Raw genomic sequence first — 22,640 nt, 5'->3', positions numbered from 1 at the left:
GATTCCTTTACCCAAACACTCTCCAATTCTGAACATGACACAAGCCACCGTTGTATCTACCTCCAAAGCCCCAGCAGCAATTGGGCCCTACAGCCAAGCCATCAAACTGGGCAACCTGGTTTTTACATCAGGCCAGATCGGCCTGAACCCAGCCACCAGCGATCTGGTGGGCCCTGCCACTGAAGAACAGGCTCGCCAAGCCTTCACCAATTTGAAAGCGGTGGCCGAAGAAGCTGGTGGAAGTCTTGCCAATGTTGTGAAATTCACCTTGTTTCTAACGGACTTAAGCGAATTCGCGCAGGTGAACGCCATCATGCAGGAATATGTCTCGGCTCCCTTCCCAGCCCGTTCCACAGTGGGTGTAGCCAGCCTGCCCAAAGGTGCACGTTTTGAAGTCGAAGCCATTCTGGCACTGTAACCGCGCACCCAAGCCACGCCCTTGAGCGCAGCAACCCCCACTCAAAAGCCAGACTTCGAGGAGCTGTTGCCGCTGCCCCTCGCCATCGCGGATGCAGTCAGCGGACTGCTCACCGCACCGCACTGGATGGGGCTGGCGCTTCACCTGCCACTTCGTTTCGAAGACAAGGCCTCGATCACCGCCATGGATTCTCTTCAGGTGGGCCAGAAGGTCAACCTGCTCGCCACCGTCGTGGGAACTGAAGTTCAATACCACCCACGCAAACAGCTTCGGGTTTGGGTTGAAGACGGCGACACCACGCTTCTTTTGCGCTGGCTCCACTTTTACCCCGGCCTTCAGCAAAAGCTTAGCGAGGGCAGTCGAATTCAGATCAGCGGACAAATTCGCCAAGGCTATGGCACCTTCGAGATGGTGCACCCAACGGTGAAAATTGCGCCGCCGGGCGCCTTCGACGAACCCAACATTTCGACAAATCAAACTGCAGCCAGTGCCGATGCCGTACTGGAGCCGGTCTACCCCAGCACGGGGCAACTCAAGCAAGGCGATTGGCACCGATGGATGAAAAAACTGCCGGCAGCTTGCTTCATCGACACCCTGCCTTTGGCCCAGTGCAAAAAGTACAAGCTCTTGCCCTGGCCCGTCGCTTTGCAAACCTTGCATGGCCAGGCCAAGCCTGAAGAACTTTATGACTTGAACTTGCGCACCCACCCAGCCTGGAGCCGGGTGAAGGTGGATGAAATGCTGGCCCAGCAACTTTTGTTGCGAGAATATCGCCAACAGCGCACCCAAGAAAAAGCCAGTCCGTTGAAACCAACTAAAGCAGGACTGGTTCAGAAATTCATCAATCAACTACCGTTTCAATTAACAGGTGCCCAAGAACGCGCCAGCAAGGAAATTTTTGACGATCTCCGCCAACCCTACCCAATGCAACGTTTGCTTCAAGGCGATGTCGGGAGCGGAAAAACACTGGTGGCGGCACTAGCGTGCCTGCGCGCCATAGAAAACGGCAAGCAAGCTGCAATACTGGCCCCCACCGAGGTTTTGGCTGCGCAGCACCACCACAAGCTCACCCCCTTGTTTAATGCCGTGGGCGTGCGTTGCGCAAAGTTACAAGGGGCCATGAAGAAAAGCGAGAAAGATCGCACGCTGAAAGCGCTGGCAGCCGGTGAAATCGATGTTGTTATTGGTACGCATGCCCTGGTTCAGGACAACGTTGAATTCAAAGCCCTGGCCTTGGTTGTGGTGGATGAACAGCACCGTTTCGGAGTCGCCCAACGTCTCTCACTCATCGCCAAAGCCAGCGATGGCCATTTGGCACATCAACTCATGATGAGTGCCACGCCAATTCCACGCACCCTGGCACAAACCTATTTGTCAGACCTCGCCGTCTCGAATCTGGACGAAAAACCACCAGGCCGAAAACCCATCATCACCAAACTGCTGTCCCAAAAAAAACGGGATCAGCTTATTTCAGCCATTGAAGGCGAGATTAACAAAGGGCAACAGGTGTACTGGGTATGCCCTCTGATTGAAGAAAGTGAGACACTCGACCTGCAGGCCGCGCAGGCCACCTACAACGACCTGTGTGAACAACTGCCCACCCGTAAAATTGGCCTGCTTCACGGCAAACAGGACAACAAACTCAAACAGACCACCATGGCGGCCTTTGCAGCCGGTGAAATCGATCTGCTGGTATCCACTACCGTGATCGAAGTGGGCGTTGATGTGGGCAATGCAAGCTTGATGGTCATTGATCAAGCCGAACGTTTTGGGCTGGCACAACTTCACCAGCTGCGGGGCCGTGTTGGCCGGGGTAGCGTGCAAAGTGTGTGCGTGCTGCTGTACGGCGGGCCATTGTCGAATACGTCAAAATTACGCTTGAAAGCCATGCACGAAAGCGATGATGGTTTTTATCTGGCTGAAAAAGACCTTGAAATCCGGGGGCCTGGTGAATTGCTGGGCAAGCGGCAATCTGGTTTACCCATGATGCGTTACGCCGACCCACTGGTGGACAAAGACTTACTGGAATTGGCGAGAACCCTGGCTCAACAAATGCCCAGGAATGCGGACAACACTCGCCGGCATATTCAACGGTGGATTGAAGAAACACCCTGGTGGCTAAGCTGAAAATGAGTTGAAAACAAAAAAGCCAGTTCACGGGGAACTGGCTTTTTGGTGCTACCCGGGCATAACGCCCTGGTGAACTGCAAATCGCTTACTTAGCAGCTTGCTTGTTCACACGGTTAGGCAACTTTTCCTTGATACGTGCAGACTTGCCTGAACGATCGCGCAGGTAGTACAGCTTGGCGCGGCGAACATCACCACGACGCTTCACTTCGATCTTTTCAATCGAGGGTGAGTACAGCTGGAATGTACGCTCAACACCTTCGCCAGAGGAAATCTTGCGAACGATGAAAGAGGAATTCAAACCACGATTGCGACGAGCAATTACTACGCCTTCGTACGCTTGCAAACGTGAACGTGTGCCTTCGATTACACGAACGCTCACGATCACTGTGTCGCCGGGGGCGAACGCAGGGATCTCTTTACCCAAACGAGCAATTTCTTCTTGCTCAAGTTGTTGAATCAAATTCATTGATAGCTCCAAGTCATCATTCACGGGCTTTATTGACTCAATTAATTGAGAGTGCACCGCCAGAGGATGAAAAAATTAAAAGGTGTATGCCTGCCAATTCGACATTGTGCAAAACAGCCACCAACCTAGACCTTTTTGCCAGCTTTCCCTGCTTGACTACATGAATCAGGAGCAAGAGCCTCTAGCAACTCCGGTCGAAAGCGTTCTGTATAAGCTTTCGCTTGCTCAAAACGCCAACTCTCTATTTTCGCATGATTCCCAGACAAAAGCACGTCTGGAACTGCTTTATTTTCAAAAACTTCCGGTCGGGTGTAGTGCGGACAATCCAGCAAACCCGACTCAAATGAATCTTGCGTGGCAGACAAGGCATGATTCAACACGTCGGGAAGCAGGCGTACCCAGGCATCCACAAAGCAGGCCACCGCCAGCTCGCCACCTGAAAGTACGAAATCACCCAAGCAATAGGTTTGATCCACATACTCGTCAATAAACCGCTGATCTACACCCTCGTAGCGACCACACAGTAAAATTGCGCCCAAACCCTGATCGCTCAAAGCCCGGATAGTGGCCTGCTTCAACAAAGGACCGTGGGGGGTTAAAAACACCACAGGCGCCTGATCACCGCGGGCAGCACGAATGGCATTGACACAACGCACCAGTGGCTCGGCCAGCATTACCATGCCAGGCCCACCGCCATAGGGTCGGTCATCAACCGTGCGGTGAGGGTCATCGGTAAAATCACGAGGATTCCAGCAATTCAGTTCGAACAGCTGTTTTTTCAGCGCCCTGCCAACAACACCCAATTCGATCAGATTTGGAAATTGATCGGGAAAAAGAGTGATGACATCGAAGCGCGAGCCGGACATCAGTAATCTTCCTGCCAATCCGCTTGAATTTGCTTGGACTGCGTGTCCACATTCAAAACATACGCGGCCACGAATGGAATCAGTATTTCCTGCTCAGCATTGCCCTTGACCAACAAAATTGGATGCGCACCGTGGTCAACCACCTGCACCACCGTGCCCAATACCTTGTTTTGCAAGTTACTTACCGTGCAACCTACCAAATCAACCCAGTAGTACTCACCCTCAGCAGGTGCGGGAAAACGAGACCGCGACACATAAACCCGACGTCCCTTGAACTGAGCGGCAAGTTCTGGCTGTTCAATGCCTTCCAGGTGCGCAACAATGCGACTGGAGTGCGGCTTGCTTTGCAAGACGCGAAATGGCTCGAACACCAAGTCCTCGAACTTCGGTTGCGCTGCGCGACGAATTGCGGCCCCTTCCGTGACTGGCAAGCGTGAAACCCACCATTGCTTGCTCTTGAGCAACACATCCGGCTCTTCAGACGAAGGCAGCACATTGAGCCAACCCTTCAGGCCGTAAGGCTCGCCAATTCTGCCCAGTTCTACCAAATCGTCAGGTACGTTCATGCTCAGTGTCCAAACCTTAGTGTCACAACATCAGCCCACAATGGGTACTTCGCAAAACCAAAAACAAAAGTCCGCGAACGTATCATCCACGGACTTTGTATACCAACCTGCTTTCTGACTCAACCGCACCCCTGAACACACCGGTTTTAGAGGTACCTGACTCAGAAAGCTTAGCTCAAGCGGCTAAACTCAAGCGGCTTGTTTGGCGTTGTATTCACCAACCAGGCGCTCTACTGTTGAAGAGCACTGTGCGCCAACGCTTTTCCAGTAGGTCAAGCGATCCATGGCAATGCGCAGGCCTTCTGAACCTGCAGGCGCTACCGGGTTGTAAAAGCCGATACGCTCGATGAAACGGCCATCGCGACGGTTGCGTGAATCAGCAGCCACCAGGCTATAAAATGGGCGCTTTTTAGAACCACCACGTGCGAGTCGAATGACGACCATAATTTCCTCTATTAAATTAGTGCCTGCAGCACACACCTAAGCCACTGCAAACGAATGAATCATTGGGATTTCGATACACGAAATCCGATAACCCGCTATTATAGCCAGCGTAATCCAATCTAACAAGCAGTGTTTTAAAAAATGAATGCATCACCTCAAGAACCTTTTAAATCCAAGCTTTTGTTCTGCTGGCTTGCCCTGCTTACAGGCGCCATTGGAGGCCACTGGATTTACGCCGGAAAAAAACGCTTCTGGCTTTACATGCTGACCTTTCCTTTGTCCGCATTTGCCGGGTGGATAGACACCATGCGCTACGGCTTGATGAAAGACGAAGAATTCAATGCGAAGTTAAATCCAGAGTATGAAAGTGACATTAAACAAACCACAGGCGCTGTGGTGGTATCGATCGCCCTGTCGCTGGCCTTTGGAATGACCGCCCTGATGGCCACACTGGCCATGGTGTTTCAGTGGTATTTCAGTGGCATTGTGAGCTGAATAGGCAATACCAAAAAAAAGCCCGCTAAAAAGCGGGCTTAACAGGGCTTGAGGAGACAGAGACACTTGCTTGGTCGCAAGGCTCGCCCCTAAGGGGAGTATGCGATTCCACAAGCAGTTGGCCTACCCTTAAAACGCGGGGGGAACCCCAACGGTTTACAGGCGACTCGGTTCAAGAGGCCGAGTCAACCAACATTAATAAGTGTCATCCTCTCCGCGTTAGTTTCATGGTTTCAAATATTTTTTAATTAAACGCCCAACATACCGCGCCACACCCGCTTCTACGCTGTAAAAACTACCTGTGTAACCCGCTGCACGCAAATTGCTCAAGTCGGCTTGCGTGTAACTTTGGTACTTGCCTTTCAAAGCATCCGGAAACTCAATGTACTCAATAAAGCCGCCCTGCACCGCTTCATTCAAACTCAAAGTAGCACTGCCCTGACTCTCTCGCAGAGTGTTCAATGTGGTCAAGGCCACATCATTGAAGGTTTGTGCGCGACCGGTACCTAAATTGTAGACACCCGAAGGCGCAGTGCTCGCCTGTTCGAAAAAGAACATATTCACCTTGACGACATCTTCGATCGACACGAAATCGCGCTGCTGACAACCCGCTTCGTAACCACCGTAAGGGCCAAACAACTTAACCGAGCCGCCCTCACGAAATTGATTGAAGTTGTGAAACGCCACCGAAGCCATACGGCCTTTGTGCTGCTCACGATCGCCGTACACATTGAAATATCGAAAGCCAAATACCGGCGCCTTCAGACCAATATTCATTTGCCTGCGCAACACCTGGTCGAACAAGAACTTGGAGTATCCATACACATTCAGCGGCTTTTCAACTTCACGGTTTTCGATAAATTCCGTGCTGCCCCCGTAAACCGCCGCCGAGGATGCATACAGGAATGGGGTGCCAGTGCGCTGCGCCCACTCAAACAGGGCCTGAGTGTAGCGAAAGTTATTGGCCATCATGTAGTTGCCATTGTGCTCCATGGTGTCGGAACAAGCACCTTCATGAAAAATCGCATCAAACTTGCCAAATTCGCCTCGCTCAATTCGCGCCAGGAAATCAGTTTTATCGAGGTAATCGGAAATTTCACAATCCACCAGATTCAAAAACTTGTCGCCCTTGGTCAGGTTGTCCACAGCCAACACATCAGTAATGCCTCGATCGTTGAGCGCTTTTACCAAATTGCTGCCGATCAAACCAGCGGCACCGGTCACAATCACTTTCATCGTCTCAAATCCTTTAATTTAGCTCTTCCGGCAATATAACAGCAGTACCCAATTTGCCAACCACCACACCGCCGGCCTTGTTGGCCAATGCCACGCTGTCAGGCAAACTCATACCCGAGCCAACCGCACAAGCCAGCGTTGCAATTACAGTGTCACCGGCACCCGACACATCAAACACCTCGCGGGCCTGGGCAGGCACATGGAAACTACCCTCCGCAGTGAACAACGTCATACCCTCTTCCGAGCGAGTCAACAACAAGGCCCCCAAACTCAAACGCTCACGCAAAATTTGCGCCTTTTCAATCAACTGGGCTTCGGTTTTCCAGCTACCCATGACCTGTTTGAACTCCGAACGATTTGGAGTAAGTACCGACGCACCAGCATACTTGCCGTAGTCGTCCCCTTTGGGGTCGACCAAGGTGGTTTTGCCCGCCTTTTTACACAACGCAATCATTTCTGCGACATGCTCCAGGCTGCCTTTGCCATAGTCTGAAAACAGAATTACATCGTGATTGGTGTATTCCTGCTCAAACAACTCCATTTTCGTCGTCAATTGCTCAGGCGAAGGGCGCTCTTCGAAATCAATACGTACCAGCTGTTGTTGGCGGGCGATCACACGCAGCTTAACAGTGGTGGGAAAATTCGGATCTTTCAGCAAACGTGAACGCACGCCACTTTTTTCAAGCAAAGCTTCAACGGTGTGGCCAGGTTCGTCGTTGCCAACTACACCCATCAAACACAGTTGCGCGCCCAATGAACTGGCATTAATAGCCACGTTGGCCGCGCCACCCAATCGTTCATCTTTGGTGCCCACTAAAACCACGGGCACGGGTGCCTCTGGAGAAATGCGCTCTACATCGCCAAACCAATAGCGATCCAGCATGACATCGCCGACCACGAGAATTTTAGCGTCTTTAAATTGAGACCTGTCGACCATTGTTCAGCCTGTTTTAATGGGTATGAGCCTGGGTGTGTGCAGCCTTTTTTGCAGACACCGGGTAAAAATCAAGTTCTTCAGCACGGCGCGGCACAATCGAATCCCAATTGGCGCAACCTGGGCATTGCCAATAAAACTTCTTGGCCTGAAAACCACAAGACTGACAACGATAACGCTCCAGGCGCTGCGTATGTTTTGAAATCAACTCGCGCGTCAGGCGAAGATCCTGCATTCGATCGTCGTCGAGCTTGCCACGCAGCTGATGTTCCAGCAACTTGTCCAAACCCAGCAAACTGGGGCGGGCACGCACTTGCTCACGCAACAATTCGAACGCCGCAAAAGGCCCCTTCGTTTCTTCAACAGCTTGCGCCAGCACCAGCAACAAATCAATCGAAGGATACATGGTGCAGTATTCCAGCAAGGCTGCAATACCCTCTTCCTCACGCTCAAGTTTCTTGAATGCGGCCCACATATTCGGCCCAACCAAGGGTAAATACCAGGGATTTTGACGCTCAGCGGCGCGCCACTGACCAATCGCATCTTCAAACTGATTCTGCGTGAAGTAAATTTCACCCAACAACAGGGACGCACGTACGTTTTGCGCATCCGTTAGCAATGCGTTTTGCAGCTCAGCCTTGGCTTTGGGCAAATCACCCTCATCAATCAACTGGGCAGCAAGTTCGCAGTAAAAGTGCGCAATGTCGCCCGCTGGCACATCGGCACCGTACTCTCGAAGTTTGTGGGCCTGCGCAATGGCCTTGTCCCACGCCTTCTCCAGCTCGTATAACTCCAGCAGCTGGCGAGACGCTTCGGCTTTCATGTGGGAATTCGACAAACTGTGAAAGGCCTGCTCGGCGCGATCAAGAATACCGGCTCTGAGGAAATCAACACCCAGCTCATAGGTGGCCTTTTCCCGGTCTGAGGAGGTGATTTGCTCGCGTGTGGTCAAAAACTGGTGAACCCGGATGGCGCGGTCAATTTCACCTTTTTTGCGAAACAGATTGGCCAGCGCAAAGTGCAATTCAACGGTGTGGGTATCAATCGCCGCCACTTCCAGAAACGCATCAATGGCCTTGTCAGGCTGCTCGCTGAGCAGAAAATTAACGCCTTTGAAATAGGATGCTGGCAATTGACCGCGCTCAGATGCGTCTGAACGTTTTTCAAGGCGTGCCGCCATCCATCCCAAGCTGAATATCAGCGGGATGAGTACCAACCACCAGGTTTCAAATTCCATGACTTGGGCCTATTGGCAATGCGGGCATGGGTTCTTCAACGATAACCGCCGTGTTGCCTTGCGCTTTAAGTTGATTCAACTCTCGCTCAAGACGTTCGGCATTTTTGGAGGCCACAGATGCGGCACGCTTGGCTTTTAACCAGGACGGTAGAAGTGAAATCCACGCGAACACTGCACCAAGTAACAGTGCAATCAGCAATGCCACAACCAGTTGCACCTGAATTTCAAGACCAGGCAACCATTTCACTGTGACTAAATCTGTGTTTCGGATTGAAAAGGTGAGAACAACAAGGAAGAGTGCAAGTCGCACTACCCAGGCAAGTATTTTCAAGGTGGTCCCCTGTTTGTAGTTGGATCAACACCGATACATTCATCGGCGTGATAACTCAGGCTTCACCGAAGAACGATCGAATTAACTCTCTTTCTTGGAGTATAAATCAACTCGCTCGCGTAGCTCTTTGCCGGGCTTAAAGTGTGGCACGCGCTTTTCAGGCACAACCACCTGTTCTCCTGACTTCGGATTGCGACCCACGCGCTGCGGGCGACGAGTCAGGGAGAAACTGCCGAACCCTCGAATCTCAATGCGCTGACCTTCGGCCAAGGCTTGAGTCATGGAATCGAGAATGCTTTTGACAGCGAAGTCCGTGTCGCGCACAGGCAACTTGGGGAAACGCTTGACCAGCTGATTGATGAGTTCTGATTTTGTCATTGTTCTTGAAATAAAAAGGCGCTTCCCGAGTGGGAAGCGCCACTTCTACAGACTGATTACTGGTTGTTACCCAGCTTTGCTTTCAACAACGCGCCCAAGCTGGTTGTACCAGCAGAGCCTGCGCTTTCTTCAGAGATTTTCTTCATGGCTTCATCGGTATCAACCTGGTCTTTGGCCTTGATGGACAAAGCGATCGAACGGGCCTTGCGGTCCACGTTGATTACCATGGCTGTTACAGCGTCGCCTTCCTTGTATGCATTGCGAGCATCTTCAACACGGTCGTTGGAGATCTCGGAAGCACGCAGGTAGCCTTCGATGTCATCGCCAAGGTCGACAACAACACCTTTGGCGTCTACTGATTTAACAGTGCCGTTGACCATGCTGCCACGGTCATTGGACGATGCGAACACTGTGAAGGGGTCGCCCGACAACTGCTTGATACCCAAGCTGATGCGCTCACGCTCAGTGTCGATTGCCAATACCAAGGCTTCAACTTCGTCACCTTTCTTGAAACGACGCACGGCTTCTTCGCCGGTTTCGTTCCAGGACAGGTCAGACAGGTGCACCAAGCCATCGATACCACCAGGCAAGCCGATGAATACGCCGAAGTCAGTGATTGACTTGATTGCGCCAGATACCTTATCGCCTTTCTTGAAGCTGGTAGAGAACTCTTCCCAAGGGTTGGCCGCACATTGCTTCATGCCCAGGCTGATACGACGACGCTCTTCGTCGATTTCCAGAACCATGACTTCAACTTCGTCGCCCAAAGTAACAACTTTCTTGGGATCTACGTTCTTGTTGGTCCAGTCCATTTCTGAAACGTGTACCAAACCTTCAATGCCTTGCTCAACTTCAACAAATGCGCCGTAGTCAGTAATGTTGGTTACTTTTCCGAACAAACGTGTGTCGGCTGGGTAACGACGTGACAAACCGACCCATGGGTCTTCGCCAAGCTGCTTCACGCCCAAGGACACGCGGTTCTTTTCCTGGTCGAACTTCAATACTTTTGCTTCGATTTCTTCGCCAACTGTCAGCACTTCTGACGGGTGACGTACACGACGCCATGCCAGGTCGGTGATGTGCAACAGGCCGTCGATACCACCCAGATCCACGAACGCGCCGTAGTCGGTGATGTTCTTGACGATGCCCTTGACTACAGAACCTTCCTGCAGGTTGGACAGGAGCTTTTCACGCTCTTCACCCATGGTGGCTTCAACCACTGCACGGCGTGACAACACAACGTTGTTGCGCTTGCGATCCAGCTTGATCACCTTGAATTCGAGGGTCTTGCCTTCGAATGGTGTGGTGTCTTTTACGGGGCGCACATCTACCAGTGAACCTGGCAGGAAAGCACGAATGCTGTTGACCATCACGGTCAGGCCGCCCTTCACCTTGCCGGTGATGGTACCTGTTACGAGCTCGCCTGATTCCAGAGCTTGCTCCAGGCTCAGCCATGCGGACAGACGCTTGGCCTTGTCGCGGGACAGCAATGTTTCGCCGTAACCGTTTTCCAGCGCTTCGATGGCCACGGAGATGAAGTCACCGTCGTTGACTTCGATGTTGCCGTGGTCGTCTTTAAATTCTTCGAGGGGAATGTAGCTTTCAGATTTCAGCCCGGCATTCACAACAACGTAGTTGTAATCAACACGAACAACTTCGGCTGTGATCACTTCGCCTGCGCGCATTTCTTTGCGATTCAGGCTTTCTTCAAACATAGCTGCAAAGCTATCTGGGGCTTGGGTAATTTCAGTTGTGGTCATAAATTTGAGATTTAACACGCCATTGCGGGAAGCAAGGCGGAGTTCAAAAACGTGCTATTCGGGATTGAAAAGCACGGCTTCTTGTTCAGCACACAAAGACCTGCTTGAAAAAACAGGCGCTGTTAAGCAAACAAGGGATGAGATTATACCAAGAAAGCCTTTGCTGATCAAGCGTTTAAATGCGTTCTTGTGCCCAGGTGAAGATGGTCGCAACCACTTGATCAATTGGCATGTTCGAACAATCCAACACCAAGGCATCTTCGCAGGGTTTGAGTGGCGCAACGGCCCGCTCGGTGTCGCGTTTGTCGCGGGTCATCAGATCGGTATAAATGGCCTGAAAGTCAGCTGACTGGCCTCGCCCTTCAATTTGTTTCACGCGCCGCTCGGCTCGGACTTGTGCGCTGGCTGTCAGAAACACTTTCAATACAGAGTCGGGAAAAACAACAGACCCCATGTCGCGACCATCCGCCACCAAACCGGGATTCTGTCGAAAATCACGTTGACGCGCCAGCAAGCCTGCACGAATTTCAGGCACCACGGCCAAACGAGAAGCCATGACACCCGCTTCTTCGGTACGAATGGCTTCCGACACATCGTTACCCTGGAGCAGGATGCTTTGCCCTTGAAATTGCACCGGTAAATTGGCAGCCATTGGAATGATCTGCTTTAAGTCTTCAGACAGGTCTGGATTCAAACCCGTTTGCGCCACCGCCACAGCCAACACACGATAAATTGCACCGCTGTCGAGATAGTGATAGCCGAGTCGGCCTGCCACTAACGCAGCCACTGTGCCCTTTCCCGAGGCGGTTGGGCCGTCAATGGCAATGACCGGGCAGTTTGACATGCTCATGAGGTTTAACCTTTGCGAACCGATTGAACATTCATGCCCAATGAATTGGCCAAAGCAACAAAGCCCGGGAAAGAGGTGTCTACCGTTTGCGCGCCATGAATAACCATGGTGCCGTGGGCACGAATGGCCGCGACACTGAATGACATCGCAATGCGGTGATCACCTTGCGATTCGATACTTGTTGCTTTGTAGCGCAAGCCGTCCAAATGGCCCAAGCCCTGGATAATCATGCCGTCCTCGGTGGGTTCTGCATCAATGCCGCACTTTTGCAGACCATGTGCCATCACGGCAATTCGATCAGATTCCTTCACGCGCAATTCTTCGGCACCAGTCAACACGGTACGCCCAGTGGCATTGGCCGCAGCGACAAACAACACAGGGAACTCATCAATGGCCAAAGGCACCAGGTGCTCTGGAATTTCAATGCCCTTCAAGGCAGCGCTGCGAATGCGTACATCGGCCACTGGCTCGCCACCCACTTCCGCATGATTGCTCAACTCGATATTGGCGCCCATCAACTTCAAAATATCGATTACGCCGATGCGGGTTGGGTTCAAGCCCACATGTTTCAACGTAATGTCCGCTTGCGGCGCGATGGATGCCGCCACCATGAAAAATGCAGCCGATGAAATGTCGGAAGGCACATCAATTTTTGTGGCTTTCAATGTTTGGCCACCCTTCAAGCTGGCCCGGGAACCTTCGGTAATCACCTCCACACCGAAGCCACGCAACATGCGCTCAGTGTGGTCGCGGGTTACAGCAGGCTCGGTGACGGTCGTGGTGCCATCGGCATACAAACCAGCCAGCAACACGCAAGACTTCACCTGTGCCGAGGCCATGGGCAATTCGTAGTCAATGGCTTTCAAGGTGGTACGCCCGTGGATGTGCAAGGGTGGCCGCCCACCTTCTTGTGACTCGATGCGAGCTCCCATCAGTACCAGCGGATCGATCACTCGCTTCATGGGACGTTTGCCCAAACTTGAATCGCCAGTCAGCATGCAGTCAAAATCCTGCCCGGCCAGCAGACCCGACATCAGCCGCATTGATGTACCGGAGTTTCCACAATCAAGTACCTCGCGCGGGGCTTTCAAGCCGTGCATTCCTACACCGTGCACTTTCACCTTGCCCTGGTCAGGCCCGTCAATGCTGACTCCCAAAGCCCGAAAAGCGTTCATGGTGGCCAAGGCATCCTCGCCTTCCAGAAAGCCTTCCACTTCTGTGGTGCCTTCAGCAATGGACCCCATCATGATTGAGCGATGGGAAATCGATTTGTCGCCAGGTACCCGGGCGAAGCCCGACATGTTCCCTGTGCTGCTCGCGTGAAATTCGATCAAATTCAGATCTGACATAACAAAATACCTGTTGAATAATTGGCCTGAATCAATTCTGTTTCCAATGGCTTCGATACTCCGAAGCCTGACTCAAAATACGCTCCAGCGTCGCGCGGTCATTGGTTTCAATCGCTGCGCGAAGGCTTGAAATATTTGCCTCAAAGCCACTGAGCATGTTCAATAAAGCAGCGCTGTTATTTTGAAAAATATCAGCCCACATTTCGGGTGAACTTGCTGCAATCCGGGTAAAGTCCCGGTAGCCCGCGCCCCCCTCTTTCATGAACTCAGCACCTTTGGGATGACCCAATACGCTGGCCACATAACTAAAAGCGAGCAAATGAGGCAGGTGACTAACGGCACCGAACATTTCATCGTGGTCCATGGCGTTCATGGTGCTTAATTTGGCACCAATCGCAGCCCAAAAGTTTTCAACTTTTTTCAGACCAGCCGGGTTGGTTTGTGGCAGGGGGCACAGCACGCAATTGCGCCCTTCAAACAAATCGGACACTGCAGCGGCCGGCCCGTGCGATTCGCCACCCGCAATGGGATGGGCCAACACGAACCGGGATTTCAAACCTGGAAACTGCGGCTCAAGCTCATCTAGCATGACAGCCACATCCGACTTGGTACTACCCGCATCAAAAATCAAGCAATTGGGTGGCAGAGAAGGCAGAAATTGGGTCAGCACCTGCTTGTATTGCCGAACGGGAATTGACAGCACGACCACGTCGACATTTCGTACGTTGGCATCGCCCGGACCCGCTATGCATTCATCGACAATGCCCAAGCGAAGCGCCTCATGCGCTGTTTCAAGTTTGCGCGAATAGCCCAGCACATGACCTGCCAAACCTTTTTTCTTGGCCGCCAGACAGATAGAGCCACCTATCAGGCCCACCCCGATTGCAAGCATGCGATTAAAACTGGTTCCTTTGACCATTACGGAGCCTGTAGGCTGGCCAGCGCCTTGGGCAGGGCGACCAAAAAGGCTTCGTTTTCGTGGGGCAGGCCAATGGACACCCGTAGCCACTCAGGCAAACCATAGCCATTCACCGGGCGAACAATGACGCCCAAACGCTGCAATGCATCAAACACTTTCATGCCGGCATCGGGCGTGTTCCCAGCCTTGAACAACACAAAGTTGCCATAAGAAGGTACAAACTCAAGACCCAGAAATTTCAATCCACTTTCTATCTGCTCCAGCCCCCTGAGGTTTACTTCATAGGTTTTCCGAAGAAACTCGTGATCATCGATTGCGGCTTCAGCCGCAGCCAGCGCCAAGGAGTTGACATTGAACGGCTGGCGCACTCGGTTCATCAAATCAGCCACCTCGACACTGGACACCGCATAGCCCACACGCAAACCGGCCAGGCCGTACGCTTTGGAAAAACTGCGCGACACCAGCAAATTGGGGAATCGGGCAACCCACTGCGTGGAGTCGTATTGGTCTTCAGGCTTTAAGAATTCGTTGTAGGCTTCGTCCAGCACAACCAACACATGCTCGGGAACCTGCTCTAAAAATGCCAAGAGCTTTTGCTGCGGCAAGAAAGTGCCTGTGGGATTATTCGGGTTGGCGATAAACACCACACGTGTTTGGTCGTCGATCGCGCTCAGGAATCCATCGAGATCATGGGTAAAACACACCGCAGGCACTACTTTGGACTGCGCGCCACAACCCTGCGTGGCCAAGGGATACACGGCAAATGCGTACTGCGAAAACACGGCGCTGGTACCCTGCGTCAGAAACGCCTTGGCCGCCAATTCAAGTACGTCATTTGAACCATTGCCCAAAGTAATTTGCTCTGGCTTCACACCATGGCGCGTTGCAAGTCTGGCTTTCAGCGCAAATCCATTGGCATCCGGATAACGACCCAAATCAGCTGCAGCCAGCGCAATCGCGGCCTTGGCTTTTTCGCCAAGACCCAACGGATTTTCGTTCGAGGCCAGCTTCACAACCGTGTTGGGGTCAAGACCCAACTCGCGAACGACGTCGGATACAGGTTTGCCCGCCTTGTAAGGTGCAATCGCGCGAATGAATTGTGGTGCTTGCTCGGTCAGTTTTTGCATGGTGCTACGTCGTTAAGTGCGTTGTGCCGCTGGGTACGAACCCAGCACTTTCAGAAAAGATGCGTTTTGCCTCAGCTGATCCAAGGCTTTTGCCACGGCTGGCTCAGTTTGATGACCTTGAAGATCAATGAAGAAATAATACTCCCAGCGCCCATTTCGAGCAGGCCGGGATTCAAGCCGGGTCATGGAAACATTTTCCGCGTTAAATGGTTCCAGCATTTTATAAACAGCACCCGGTTGATTGGGCACAGAGGCGACCAGGCTTGTTTTGTCCTGCCCGGAGGGTCCTGTCATTTGGTTGCCCAATACCAGGAAACGAGTGGTATTGTGGGCGTCGTCCTGAATGTGTTCCTGAAAGGCCTTTAAGCCATAACGCTCACGCGCCGCCTGCCCTGCAATTGCAGCCACCTTGGCATTTTCACTGGCCATTTGCGCGGCAACGCCATTGCTTCCCACAGTTTCTTGCTGAATATGCGGCGCATACTGCGAAAGCCAACCACGGCACTGCGCAAGGGCTTGCGGATGGGCACAAATTTTCTCGATGCCTTCCAGCGACCCGGTTTGACACAACAACTGGTGGTGAATGGCCAGCTGTACTTCACCACACACCATGGCACTTGATTCAACGAGTGCGTCCAGCGTGCGGGCAATTGAGCCTTCCGTAGAATTTTCAACAGGCACCACCGCAAAATCAACTTGTAGTGCCTGCAACTGCCGGAAGGCTTCTTCGATGGTTTCCACGGGTTCAACCTGAACACAGTGCCCAAAGAATGACCACACCGCCTGTTCGCTGTAGGTGCCCAAGGGACCCAGAAACGCCACATGCACCTCACGCTCAAGGGAGCGGCATGTCGACATGATTTCTTTGAAAAGGGTATTGATGTGTTGTGAATTCAGAGGGCCTTTGTTGCTGGCATTCAACTTGTCGAGTACCTGCGCCTCTCGCTCCGGACGCATCACTGGGGCATCGGTTTTTGCCTTCACATGACCAATCGACTGGGCAAGGCTTGCGCGCTTGTTCAGCAACACCAGCATTTGTTGATCAATGTCATCGATTTGATCACGGAATTTCAACAGTTCCGCATTGATGTCAGGCGTGCTCATCAAGCCTCCGTTTTCTCAAATTCGCGCATGAACTCTACCAAGACCTTGACCCCTTCAAGAGGCATTGCATTATAGATAGAAGCACGCATGCCGCCGACCGACTTGTGCCCCTTGAGCTGCACCAAACCACGCTCTGCAGCAAGACTCAGAAATTTCCCGTTCAATGACTCATCTGCCAAAGTAAATGGCACATTCATGCGAGACCGATCTTCAACGCGAACCGGGCAGTTGTACAAACCGCTTGTATCAATGGTGCCGTATAGCAAACTGGCTTTTTGCTGTGCCTGTGCTTGCGCCCAAGACACACCACCTTGCTCAAGCAACCACTCGAACACCAAACCTGCGATGTAAATGGAGTAGGTAGGCGGCGTGTTGTACATCGAGCCATTTTCGGCCACGGTGTCAAATGTGAATGCCGACGGGCAAATTGGCAAAGCACGATCGAGCAGGGCTTTGTCGACAATCACAATGGTGACCCCGGCAGGCCCCACGTTCTTCTGAGCGCCACCATAGATCAATCCGTACTTGGTCACATCAAGCGTTTTCGACAGAATATTCGATGACATGTCGGCCACCACCGGGCAATCAAACTGACCCGCCAATGCCTCAATTTGTCCGTTGAATTCCACACCGCTAATGGTTTCGTTGTCGCAATAATGTAGGTAGGCCATTTGCTGACCATTCACGCGGTCAAGCAGGGACGCGCAATCGGGCACGTAACATGCTGCGGCAACATCGGCCAAGGCATTTGCATTGTCAAGCACCACACGGGCAATGCCGTATTTCGAAAATTCCTTGGTGGTTTTCTTGGACCAGGCCCCAGTGTTCACGAAGGCAGCCTGCTCAAAGCCCTGAAGCAAATTCATGGGAACGATCGCATTCATGCCAACTGCCCCACCCTGCATGAACAGCACTTCATGCGACTGCGGCACGTTCAGTAATTTGCGAAAGTCATTGCGGGTTTTTTCGAAAATAGTGGTGTATTCAGGGCTGCGATGACTCATCTCCATCACCGACAAACCTTTGCCCTGCCAATCCAGCATTTCTTCAGCGGCCCGACGCAAGACCGACTCAGGCAAAGCGGCCGGACCTGCAGAAAAATTCCAAACTCTAGACATGCTTGCCCTGTGCAATTAACCGTTTATTTACTCTTCAGTGGCGGCAGGCGCTTCGGGGGCGTCGCCCTCCTCTACCTCACCAAGATCCTCGGCATCCGACTCCACGATCCGCTGCAAACCAGACAACCAAGTGCCCTCGTCTACGCTAATCAAGGTTACACCCTGTGTAGCGCGGCCCATTTCGCGAATTTCTGAAACACGGGTTCGCACCAATACACCACCCGTGGTAATCAGCATGATTTCATCGGTTGGGTTCACCAAAACGGCTGAAACCACCTTGCCATTGCGCTCGGAAGTTTGAATCGCGATCATGCCTTTGGTGCCTCGACCGTGACGGGTATATTCGGCAACAGGGGTCCGTTTGCCGAAACCATTCTCAGTGGCTGTGAGCACAGATTGCTGTTCACTTTCAGCAACGAGCATCGCGATGACAGTTTGTCCTTCTTCAAGATTCATGCCGCGAACACCGCGCGCATTTCGACCCATGGCTCGCACATCATTCTCATCAAAACGAACGGCTTTACCCGAATCACTGAACAACATGACATCGTTGGTACCATTGGTCATGGCCGCGCCGATCAGGAAGTCACCTTCGTCCAGGTTTACAGCAATGATTCCTCGCTTCATGGGGCGAGAAAAATCGCTTAACTTGGACTTTTTAACTGTTCCCAGGCTGGTGGCCATGAATACGTATTTGTCGTCCTCTTCAAAACTTTTCACTGGCAGTACAGCAGTGATTTTTTCACCTTCAGCCAAGGGGAACATGTTGACGATGGGGCGACCGCGCGAAGTGCGCGAACCTTGCGGCACTTCATACACCTTGAGCCAGTAAACACGGCCTGCATTTGAAAAATACAAAATGGTGTCGTGGGTATTGGCGACGAACAGATAATCAATCCAGTCGTCTTCCTTGGTGGTGGCGGCCTGCTTGCCCCGTCCACCGCGTTTTTGAGCGCGGTATTCAGTCAATGGCTGGCTCTTGATGTAGCCCGAATGAGAAAGCGTAACCACCATGTCCTGGGGTGTGATCAAGTCTTCAGTGCCCAGTTCCGTGGCATTGAACTCGATCATCGAACGGCGTTCGTCAGCGAACTCGTTGCCAATCGATGTCAATTCGTCTTTGATAATTTGACTGATACGCTCTGGCTTTGACAAAATATCGAGCAGGTCAGCGATTTGATCAATCACTTCCTTGTACTCGTTCAGTATTTTGTCCTGCTCAAGACCGGTCAGGCGCTGCAAGCGCATATTCAGAATTTCCTGCGCTTGAACTTCGCTCAGGCGATACAAGCCGTCGTCTTGTATGCCCAAACGGGCCGGCAAACCCTCGGGGCGGAAAGCTTTGATACCGCCAGAATCGCCCAACTCAGTGCGCGCCAACATTTCTCGCACGATTGAGGAATCCCAGCTTTTCGCAACCAGATCGGCTTTCGCAACCGGTGGCGTGGGGGCAGCCTTGATGATGGCAATGAATTCGTCAATATTGGCCAATGCCACCGCCAAGCCTTCAAGCACGTGACCGCGATCACGGGCTTTGCGCAACTCGAATACAGTTCGGCGGGTAATTACTTCGCGGCGATGGCGCAAGAAGTAGAAAATCAGATCGCGCAGGTTCAACAAACGCGGCTGACCGTCGACCAACGCAACCATGTTGATACCGAAGGTGTCCTGAAGCTGGGTGTTCTTGTACAGATTGTTCAGAATGACTTCGGGGACTTCGCCACGCTTGAGCTCAATCACAACACGGATACCGTCTTTGTCCGACTCGTCGCGAATGTCGGAAATACCTTCAATTTTCTTTTCAGACACAAGCTCGGCAATGCGCTCAAGCAGTGTTTTCTTGTTCACCTGATAAGGCAACTCATCCACGATGATGGACTGACGGCCGCCTTTGTCCATGTCCTCGAAGTGCGTTTTTGCACGCATTACCACACGCCCACGGCCAGTTCTGTAGCCTTCGCGCACACCTTGAATGCCGTAAATAATGCCTGCGGTGGGGAAATCGGGTGCCGGGATCAGTTCGATCAAATCGTCAACCGTGCATTCAGGCGCATCAATTGCATAAAGGCAGGCGGCTACCACTTCTTTCAGGTTGTGCGGGGGCATGTTGGTGGCCATACCCACCGCAATACCCGACGAACCGTTGACCAGCAAATTGGGCAGGCGGGCGGGCAATACCTTGGGCTCGCGCTCGCTGCCATCGTAGTTGGGGCCGAAATCAACCGTTTCTTTGTCGATATCCAGCAACATTTCCTGAGCAATCTTGGCCAGGCGAATTTCCGTGTAACGCATCGCGGCCGCGTTGTCACCATCGATTGAGCCAAAGTTACCCTGGCCATCGACCAGCATGTAACGCAATGAAAAATCTTGCGCCATACGTACAATGGTGTCGTACACCGCAGAGTCGCCGTGCGGGTGGTACTTACCGATCACGTCACCCACAATACGGGCAGACTTCTTGTAAGCCCGGTTCCAGTCGTTGTTCAACTCATGCATGGCAAACAGCACGCGGCGGTGCACAGGCTTCAAGCCATCGCGCACATCTGGCAGGGCTCGACCCACAATCACGCTCATGGCGTAATCGAGATAAGACCTGCGCATCTCCTCTTCAAGGCTGATAGGGAGCGTTTCTTTTGCGAATGAATCCATGTTTCTTCTTGTGTTGAATTATTTGACTGAAGGAATAACAATCCGGGACGCTGCCAATCACGGCGGCGTCACATCCCTGGCGCTACACTTGCAAGCTTTCGATTGTATCAGCCAAAATCGTTGAAACTGGGCGCAATGGTGCGTTCCAAATCATCTAGTGACCCTGCCCATGCAACTGCTTACCCCCCAATGGCTTTTGTGCCTGAACCACACCACTGAAGTGCTTGAAAACCATGCTGTTTTGATCCATCAAGACCGAATTGTGGCCCTAGGCCCGCGCGATGAACTGCTAACACGGTACCCCGATGCTGAACGGGTGGATCTTCCCGGGCATGTTCTAATGCCTGGCCTGATTAACTGCCACACCCATGGGGCCATGAACTTGTTGCGCGGAGCAGCTGACGACCTGGCGCTACATGACTGGCTTCAAACGCGGATATGGCCCCTGGAAGGTGCCTTGGCTGACGCGGAGTTTGTATATGACGGCACAGTGCTGGCTGCCGCCGAAATGCTCCAGGGTGGAGTCACAACGTTCAACGACATGTATTTTTATCCTGACCAAGTGGCTCAAGCCGCTGTGGACTTGGGTTCACGCGTGTTTGCAGGCATCACGGTGATTGAGTTCCCCACCCGTTACGCGGCAGAAGCGAAGCAATACATCGAATTGGGGATAGCTGCCCGCGACAAATTCAAACACGAACCCACCGTGCATTGGACGATTGCCCCGCACGCGCCTTACACCGTCAGCGATGACACCTTTAAACACATGGCCATGCTGGCCGAAGAACTGGATTTACCAGTGCACTGCCATTTACACGAGACAGCCAGCGAAGTGACTGACGCAGTGAGTCGAGACGCCGAGCGACCTTTTACTCGATTCGAACGCCTCGGCCTGATCAACGAACGGTTATTGGCTGTGCATGGCGTACACCTGAATGAATATGAGCTGCAGGCCATGGCCGCCAAAGGTGCAACGCTGGTGCATTGCCCTGCATCCAACCTGAAACTGGCCAGTGGCATTGCGCCCGTGGCTGGCGCGCTGAAAGCGGGAGTCAATGTGGTTATCGGCACCGATGGCGCAGCCAGCAACAACAAGCTGGACATGTGGGAGGAAGGCCGACTTGCCTCCCTGCTGTGCAAAGGGGCCAGCGGCGATGCGACGGCTTTTAATGCCGGGGAGCTGCTTAAAAGCATGACCTGTAACGCGGCAAAAGCGTTGGGCGCAGACCACCTGATTGGGCGCATAGCCCCCGAAATGCAAGCTGACCTGATCGCCGTGGCGGTTGGGGAGTCTGCACACCAACTACCCAACCACAATCTAATATCAAAACTGGCTTACAGCGGGGCTTCCAGAGACGTGAAGCATGTTTGGGTGGCAGGCATTCAAGTTGTGCAATCGCAACAACTTGTGGGCAAAAGGGCACAATTAGTCGGGGAAATCATGCGAAAAACCCAACGAGTGTGGCAGACTCGTGTCGAGAAAGTTGGTTGAGAGGGTGATAACTATGACAGCCTCTACTGTAAACTATCAACCAGCTTGAACCCCTATTTAACCCAAGGAGCAACAATGAAAAAAATGTCGACTCTCACGCAAGTTCTGATGGCGATGGCCATTGGTACAGCGTCTACAGCCGCTATGGCCCACACAACAGACAAAGGTGAAGGCCTGTCAGGCTATGTAGTAGATGGCAGCGGCAAAGTTGTTAAAGACGGCTCCGGCGAGTGCATCCGCACTAGCTACTTCACAGCCGCTTTGGCAATCCAGGAATGCGATCCTGACTTGATCCCCAAGAAGCCTGCTCCAGCACCAGTTGCTGCCCCAGCACCTGCTCCTGAGCCAGCACCGACTCCAGTGATTACCAAGGTAAGCCTGGAAGCCGACGCGTACTTCGACTTTGACAAGGCCACTTTGAAGCAAGGCGGTAAAGACCGCATTGATTCAGAGATCACCAAGTTGGGTCAGGTTGACCTGAACAGCGTAATCGCAATTGGTCACACAGACTCAATCGGTTCCGATGCTTACAACCAGAAGCTGTCCGAGCGTCGTGCTCAGGCTGTGAAAGACTACATGGTAAGCAAGGGCGTAGCTGCTGACCGTATCCAGATCAAGGGTATGGGCGAAAGCCAGCCAGTGGCTGACAACAAGACCCGCGAAGGTCGCGCCAAGAACCGTCGCGTTGAAATCGAATTCAACGCAACACAGAAAGTTGTGAAGTAATTCGCAGCCTTTGGTTCTGATCAAAAAAGCCCGGCTTAGCCGGGC

General features: G+C 52.5%; 22 protein-coding genes. 5 read left to right on the top strand and 17 right to left on the bottom strand.

All coding sequences use genetic code 11. From position 1 onward, the window contains the following. Window positions 1–34 precede the first annotated feature (34 nt). Entirely contained in the window at window positions 35–418 is a 384-nt protein-coding gene (locus ACVL1J_RS14365; RefSeq protein ID WP_341236484.1) for a RidA family protein, read from the top strand. 21 nt (window positions 419–439) lie between these two features. Continuing rightward, window positions 440–2,545: an ATP-dependent DNA helicase RecG gene (recG, locus tag ACVL1J_RS14360; RefSeq protein ID WP_341236485.1), complete on the top strand. Its 2,106-nt coding sequence runs from the start codon at window positions 440–442 to the stop codon at window positions 2,543–2,545. An 88-nt stretch (window positions 2,546–2,633) separates the two neighbouring features. Here the strand turns inward: recG and rplS are convergent, their stop codons facing one another. The 4 genes from rplS to rpsP all read right to left on the bottom strand — a co-directional run bounded on the left by rplS (window position 2,634) and on the right by rpsP (window position 4,890). Next, the gene (gene rplS / locus ACVL1J_RS14355; RefSeq protein WP_159568405.1) at window positions 2,634–3,014 is read right to left on the bottom strand and encodes a 50S ribosomal protein L19; all 381 of its coding nucleotides are present in this window, start codon (window positions 3,012–3,014) and stop codon (window positions 2,634–2,636) included. A gap of 125 nt (window positions 3,015–3,139) precedes the next feature. Continuing rightward, the gene (gene trmD / locus ACVL1J_RS14350; RefSeq protein ID WP_341236486.1) at window positions 3,140–3,880 is read right to left on the bottom strand and encodes a tRNA (guanosine(37)-N1)-methyltransferase TrmD; all 741 of its coding nucleotides are present in this window, start codon (window positions 3,878–3,880) and stop codon (window positions 3,140–3,142) included. Further along, the gene (gene rimM / locus ACVL1J_RS14345; protein ID WP_341236487.1) at window positions 3,880–4,446 is read right to left on the bottom strand and encodes a ribosome maturation factor RimM; all 567 of its coding nucleotides are present in this window, start codon (window positions 4,444–4,446) and stop codon (window positions 3,880–3,882) included. Before rimM ends, trmD begins: the two co-directional genes overlap by 1 nt. Before the next feature lie 189 nt (window positions 4,447–4,635). Beyond that, window positions 4,636–4,890, bottom strand: a complete 255-nt coding sequence (gene rpsP / locus ACVL1J_RS14340) for a 30S ribosomal protein S16 (RefSeq protein ID WP_105029926.1) — start codon at window positions 4,888–4,890, stop codon at window positions 4,636–4,638. 141 nt (window positions 4,891–5,031) lie between these two features. On the opposite strand from rpsP, the gene ACVL1J_RS14335 reads away from it, so the two are divergent. Then, window positions 5,032–5,385, top strand: coding sequence for a TM2 domain-containing protein (locus ACVL1J_RS14335; RefSeq protein ID WP_159568402.1), 354 nt, complete (start codon window positions 5,032–5,034; stop codon window positions 5,383–5,385). A gap of 225 nt (window positions 5,386–5,610) precedes the next feature. On the opposite strand, the gene rfaD is transcribed toward ACVL1J_RS14335, so the two are convergent. From rfaD to gyrA, 13 genes are all read right to left on the bottom strand, one after another. Then, entirely contained in the window at window positions 5,611–6,621 is a 1,011-nt protein-coding gene (gene rfaD, locus ACVL1J_RS14330) for an ADP-glyceromanno-heptose 6-epimerase (RefSeq protein ID WP_159568401.1), read from the bottom strand. Between the two features lie 13 nt (window positions 6,622–6,634). Further along, complete coding sequence (gene rfaE1, locus ACVL1J_RS14325) at window positions 6,635–7,558, bottom strand: D-glycero-beta-D-manno-heptose-7-phosphate kinase (protein WP_159568400.1); 924 nt, start codon at window positions 7,556–7,558, stop codon at window positions 6,635–6,637. 13 nt (window positions 7,559–7,571) lie between these two features. After that, window positions 7,572–8,792 carry a lipopolysaccharide assembly protein LapB gene (gene lapB, locus ACVL1J_RS14320; protein WP_341236488.1) on the bottom strand — a complete coding sequence of 407 codons (1,221 nt, stop codon included), beginning with the start codon at window positions 8,790–8,792 and terminating at the stop codon, window positions 7,572–7,574. Beyond that, window positions 8,782–9,102 (bottom strand): lipopolysaccharide assembly protein LapA domain-containing protein, encoded by a 321-nt coding sequence (locus tag ACVL1J_RS14315; RefSeq protein ID WP_256366109.1) that lies wholly within the window; start codon window positions 9,100–9,102, stop codon window positions 8,782–8,784. Before ACVL1J_RS14315 ends, lapB begins: the two co-directional genes overlap by 11 nt. A gap of 102 nt (window positions 9,103–9,204) precedes the next feature. Next, window positions 9,205–9,513, bottom strand: a complete 309-nt coding sequence (locus ACVL1J_RS14310; protein ID WP_255411449.1) for an integration host factor subunit beta — start codon at window positions 9,511–9,513, stop codon at window positions 9,205–9,207. Window positions 9,514–9,557: 44 nt separating this feature from the next. Beyond that, complete coding sequence (rpsA, locus tag ACVL1J_RS14305; protein WP_159568397.1) at window positions 9,558–11,261, bottom strand: 30S ribosomal protein S1; 1,704 nt, start codon at window positions 11,259–11,261, stop codon at window positions 9,558–9,560. Between the two features lie 175 nt (window positions 11,262–11,436). Continuing rightward, entirely contained in the window at window positions 11,437–12,111 is a 675-nt protein-coding gene (cmk, locus tag ACVL1J_RS14300; protein WP_341236489.1) for a (d)CMP kinase, read from the bottom strand. 5 nt (window positions 12,112–12,116) lie between these two features. After that, the gene (gene aroA / locus ACVL1J_RS14295; RefSeq protein ID WP_341236490.1) at window positions 12,117–13,460 is read right to left on the bottom strand and encodes a 3-phosphoshikimate 1-carboxyvinyltransferase; all 1,344 of its coding nucleotides are present in this window, start codon (window positions 13,458–13,460) and stop codon (window positions 12,117–12,119) included. Window positions 13,461–13,491: 31 nt separating this feature from the next. Next, window positions 13,492–14,352 carry a prephenate dehydrogenase gene (locus tag ACVL1J_RS14290; protein ID WP_159568394.1) on the bottom strand — a complete coding sequence of 287 codons (861 nt, stop codon included), beginning with the start codon at window positions 14,350–14,352 and terminating at the stop codon, window positions 13,492–13,494. 26 nt (window positions 14,353–14,378) lie between these two features. After that, window positions 14,379–15,506, bottom strand: coding sequence for a histidinol-phosphate transaminase (gene hisC, locus ACVL1J_RS14285; protein ID WP_159568393.1), 1,128 nt, complete (start codon window positions 15,504–15,506; stop codon window positions 14,379–14,381). A 12-nt stretch (window positions 15,507–15,518) separates the two neighbouring features. Continuing rightward, window positions 15,519–16,610, bottom strand: coding sequence for a prephenate dehydratase (pheA, locus tag ACVL1J_RS14280; RefSeq protein WP_341236491.1), 1,092 nt, complete (start codon window positions 16,608–16,610; stop codon window positions 15,519–15,521). Further along, window positions 16,610–17,728, bottom strand: coding sequence for a 3-phosphoserine/phosphohydroxythreonine transaminase (serC, locus tag ACVL1J_RS14275; protein ID WP_341236492.1), 1,119 nt, complete (start codon window positions 17,726–17,728; stop codon window positions 16,610–16,612). The genes pheA and serC overlap by 1 nt, the downstream gene beginning before the upstream one ends. Window positions 17,729–17,755: 27 nt before the next feature. Next, window positions 17,756–20,377 carry a DNA gyrase subunit A gene (gyrA, locus tag ACVL1J_RS14270; RefSeq protein WP_341236493.1) on the bottom strand — a complete coding sequence of 874 codons (2,622 nt, stop codon included), beginning with the start codon at window positions 20,375–20,377 and terminating at the stop codon, window positions 17,756–17,758. Between the two features lie 169 nt (window positions 20,378–20,546). On the opposite strand from gyrA, the gene ACVL1J_RS14265 reads away from it, so the two are divergent. Further along, window positions 20,547–21,869 carry a TRZ/ATZ family hydrolase gene (locus ACVL1J_RS14265; RefSeq protein WP_341236494.1) on the top strand — a complete coding sequence of 441 codons (1,323 nt, stop codon included), beginning with the start codon at window positions 20,547–20,549 and terminating at the stop codon, window positions 21,867–21,869. 75 nt (window positions 21,870–21,944) lie between these two features. Further along, window positions 21,945–22,595 carry an outer membrane protein OmpA gene (ompA, locus tag ACVL1J_RS14260; protein ID WP_159568388.1) on the top strand — a complete coding sequence of 217 codons (651 nt, stop codon included), beginning with the start codon at window positions 21,945–21,947 and terminating at the stop codon, window positions 22,593–22,595. The last annotated feature ends 45 nt before the right edge of the window (window positions 22,596–22,640 follow it).

Source organism: Limnobacter sp. G6BE5S, assembly GCF_058448965.1.
Note: the sequence above shows the minus strand (reverse complement) of the source record. Positions and strands in the feature narration are given on the sequence as shown.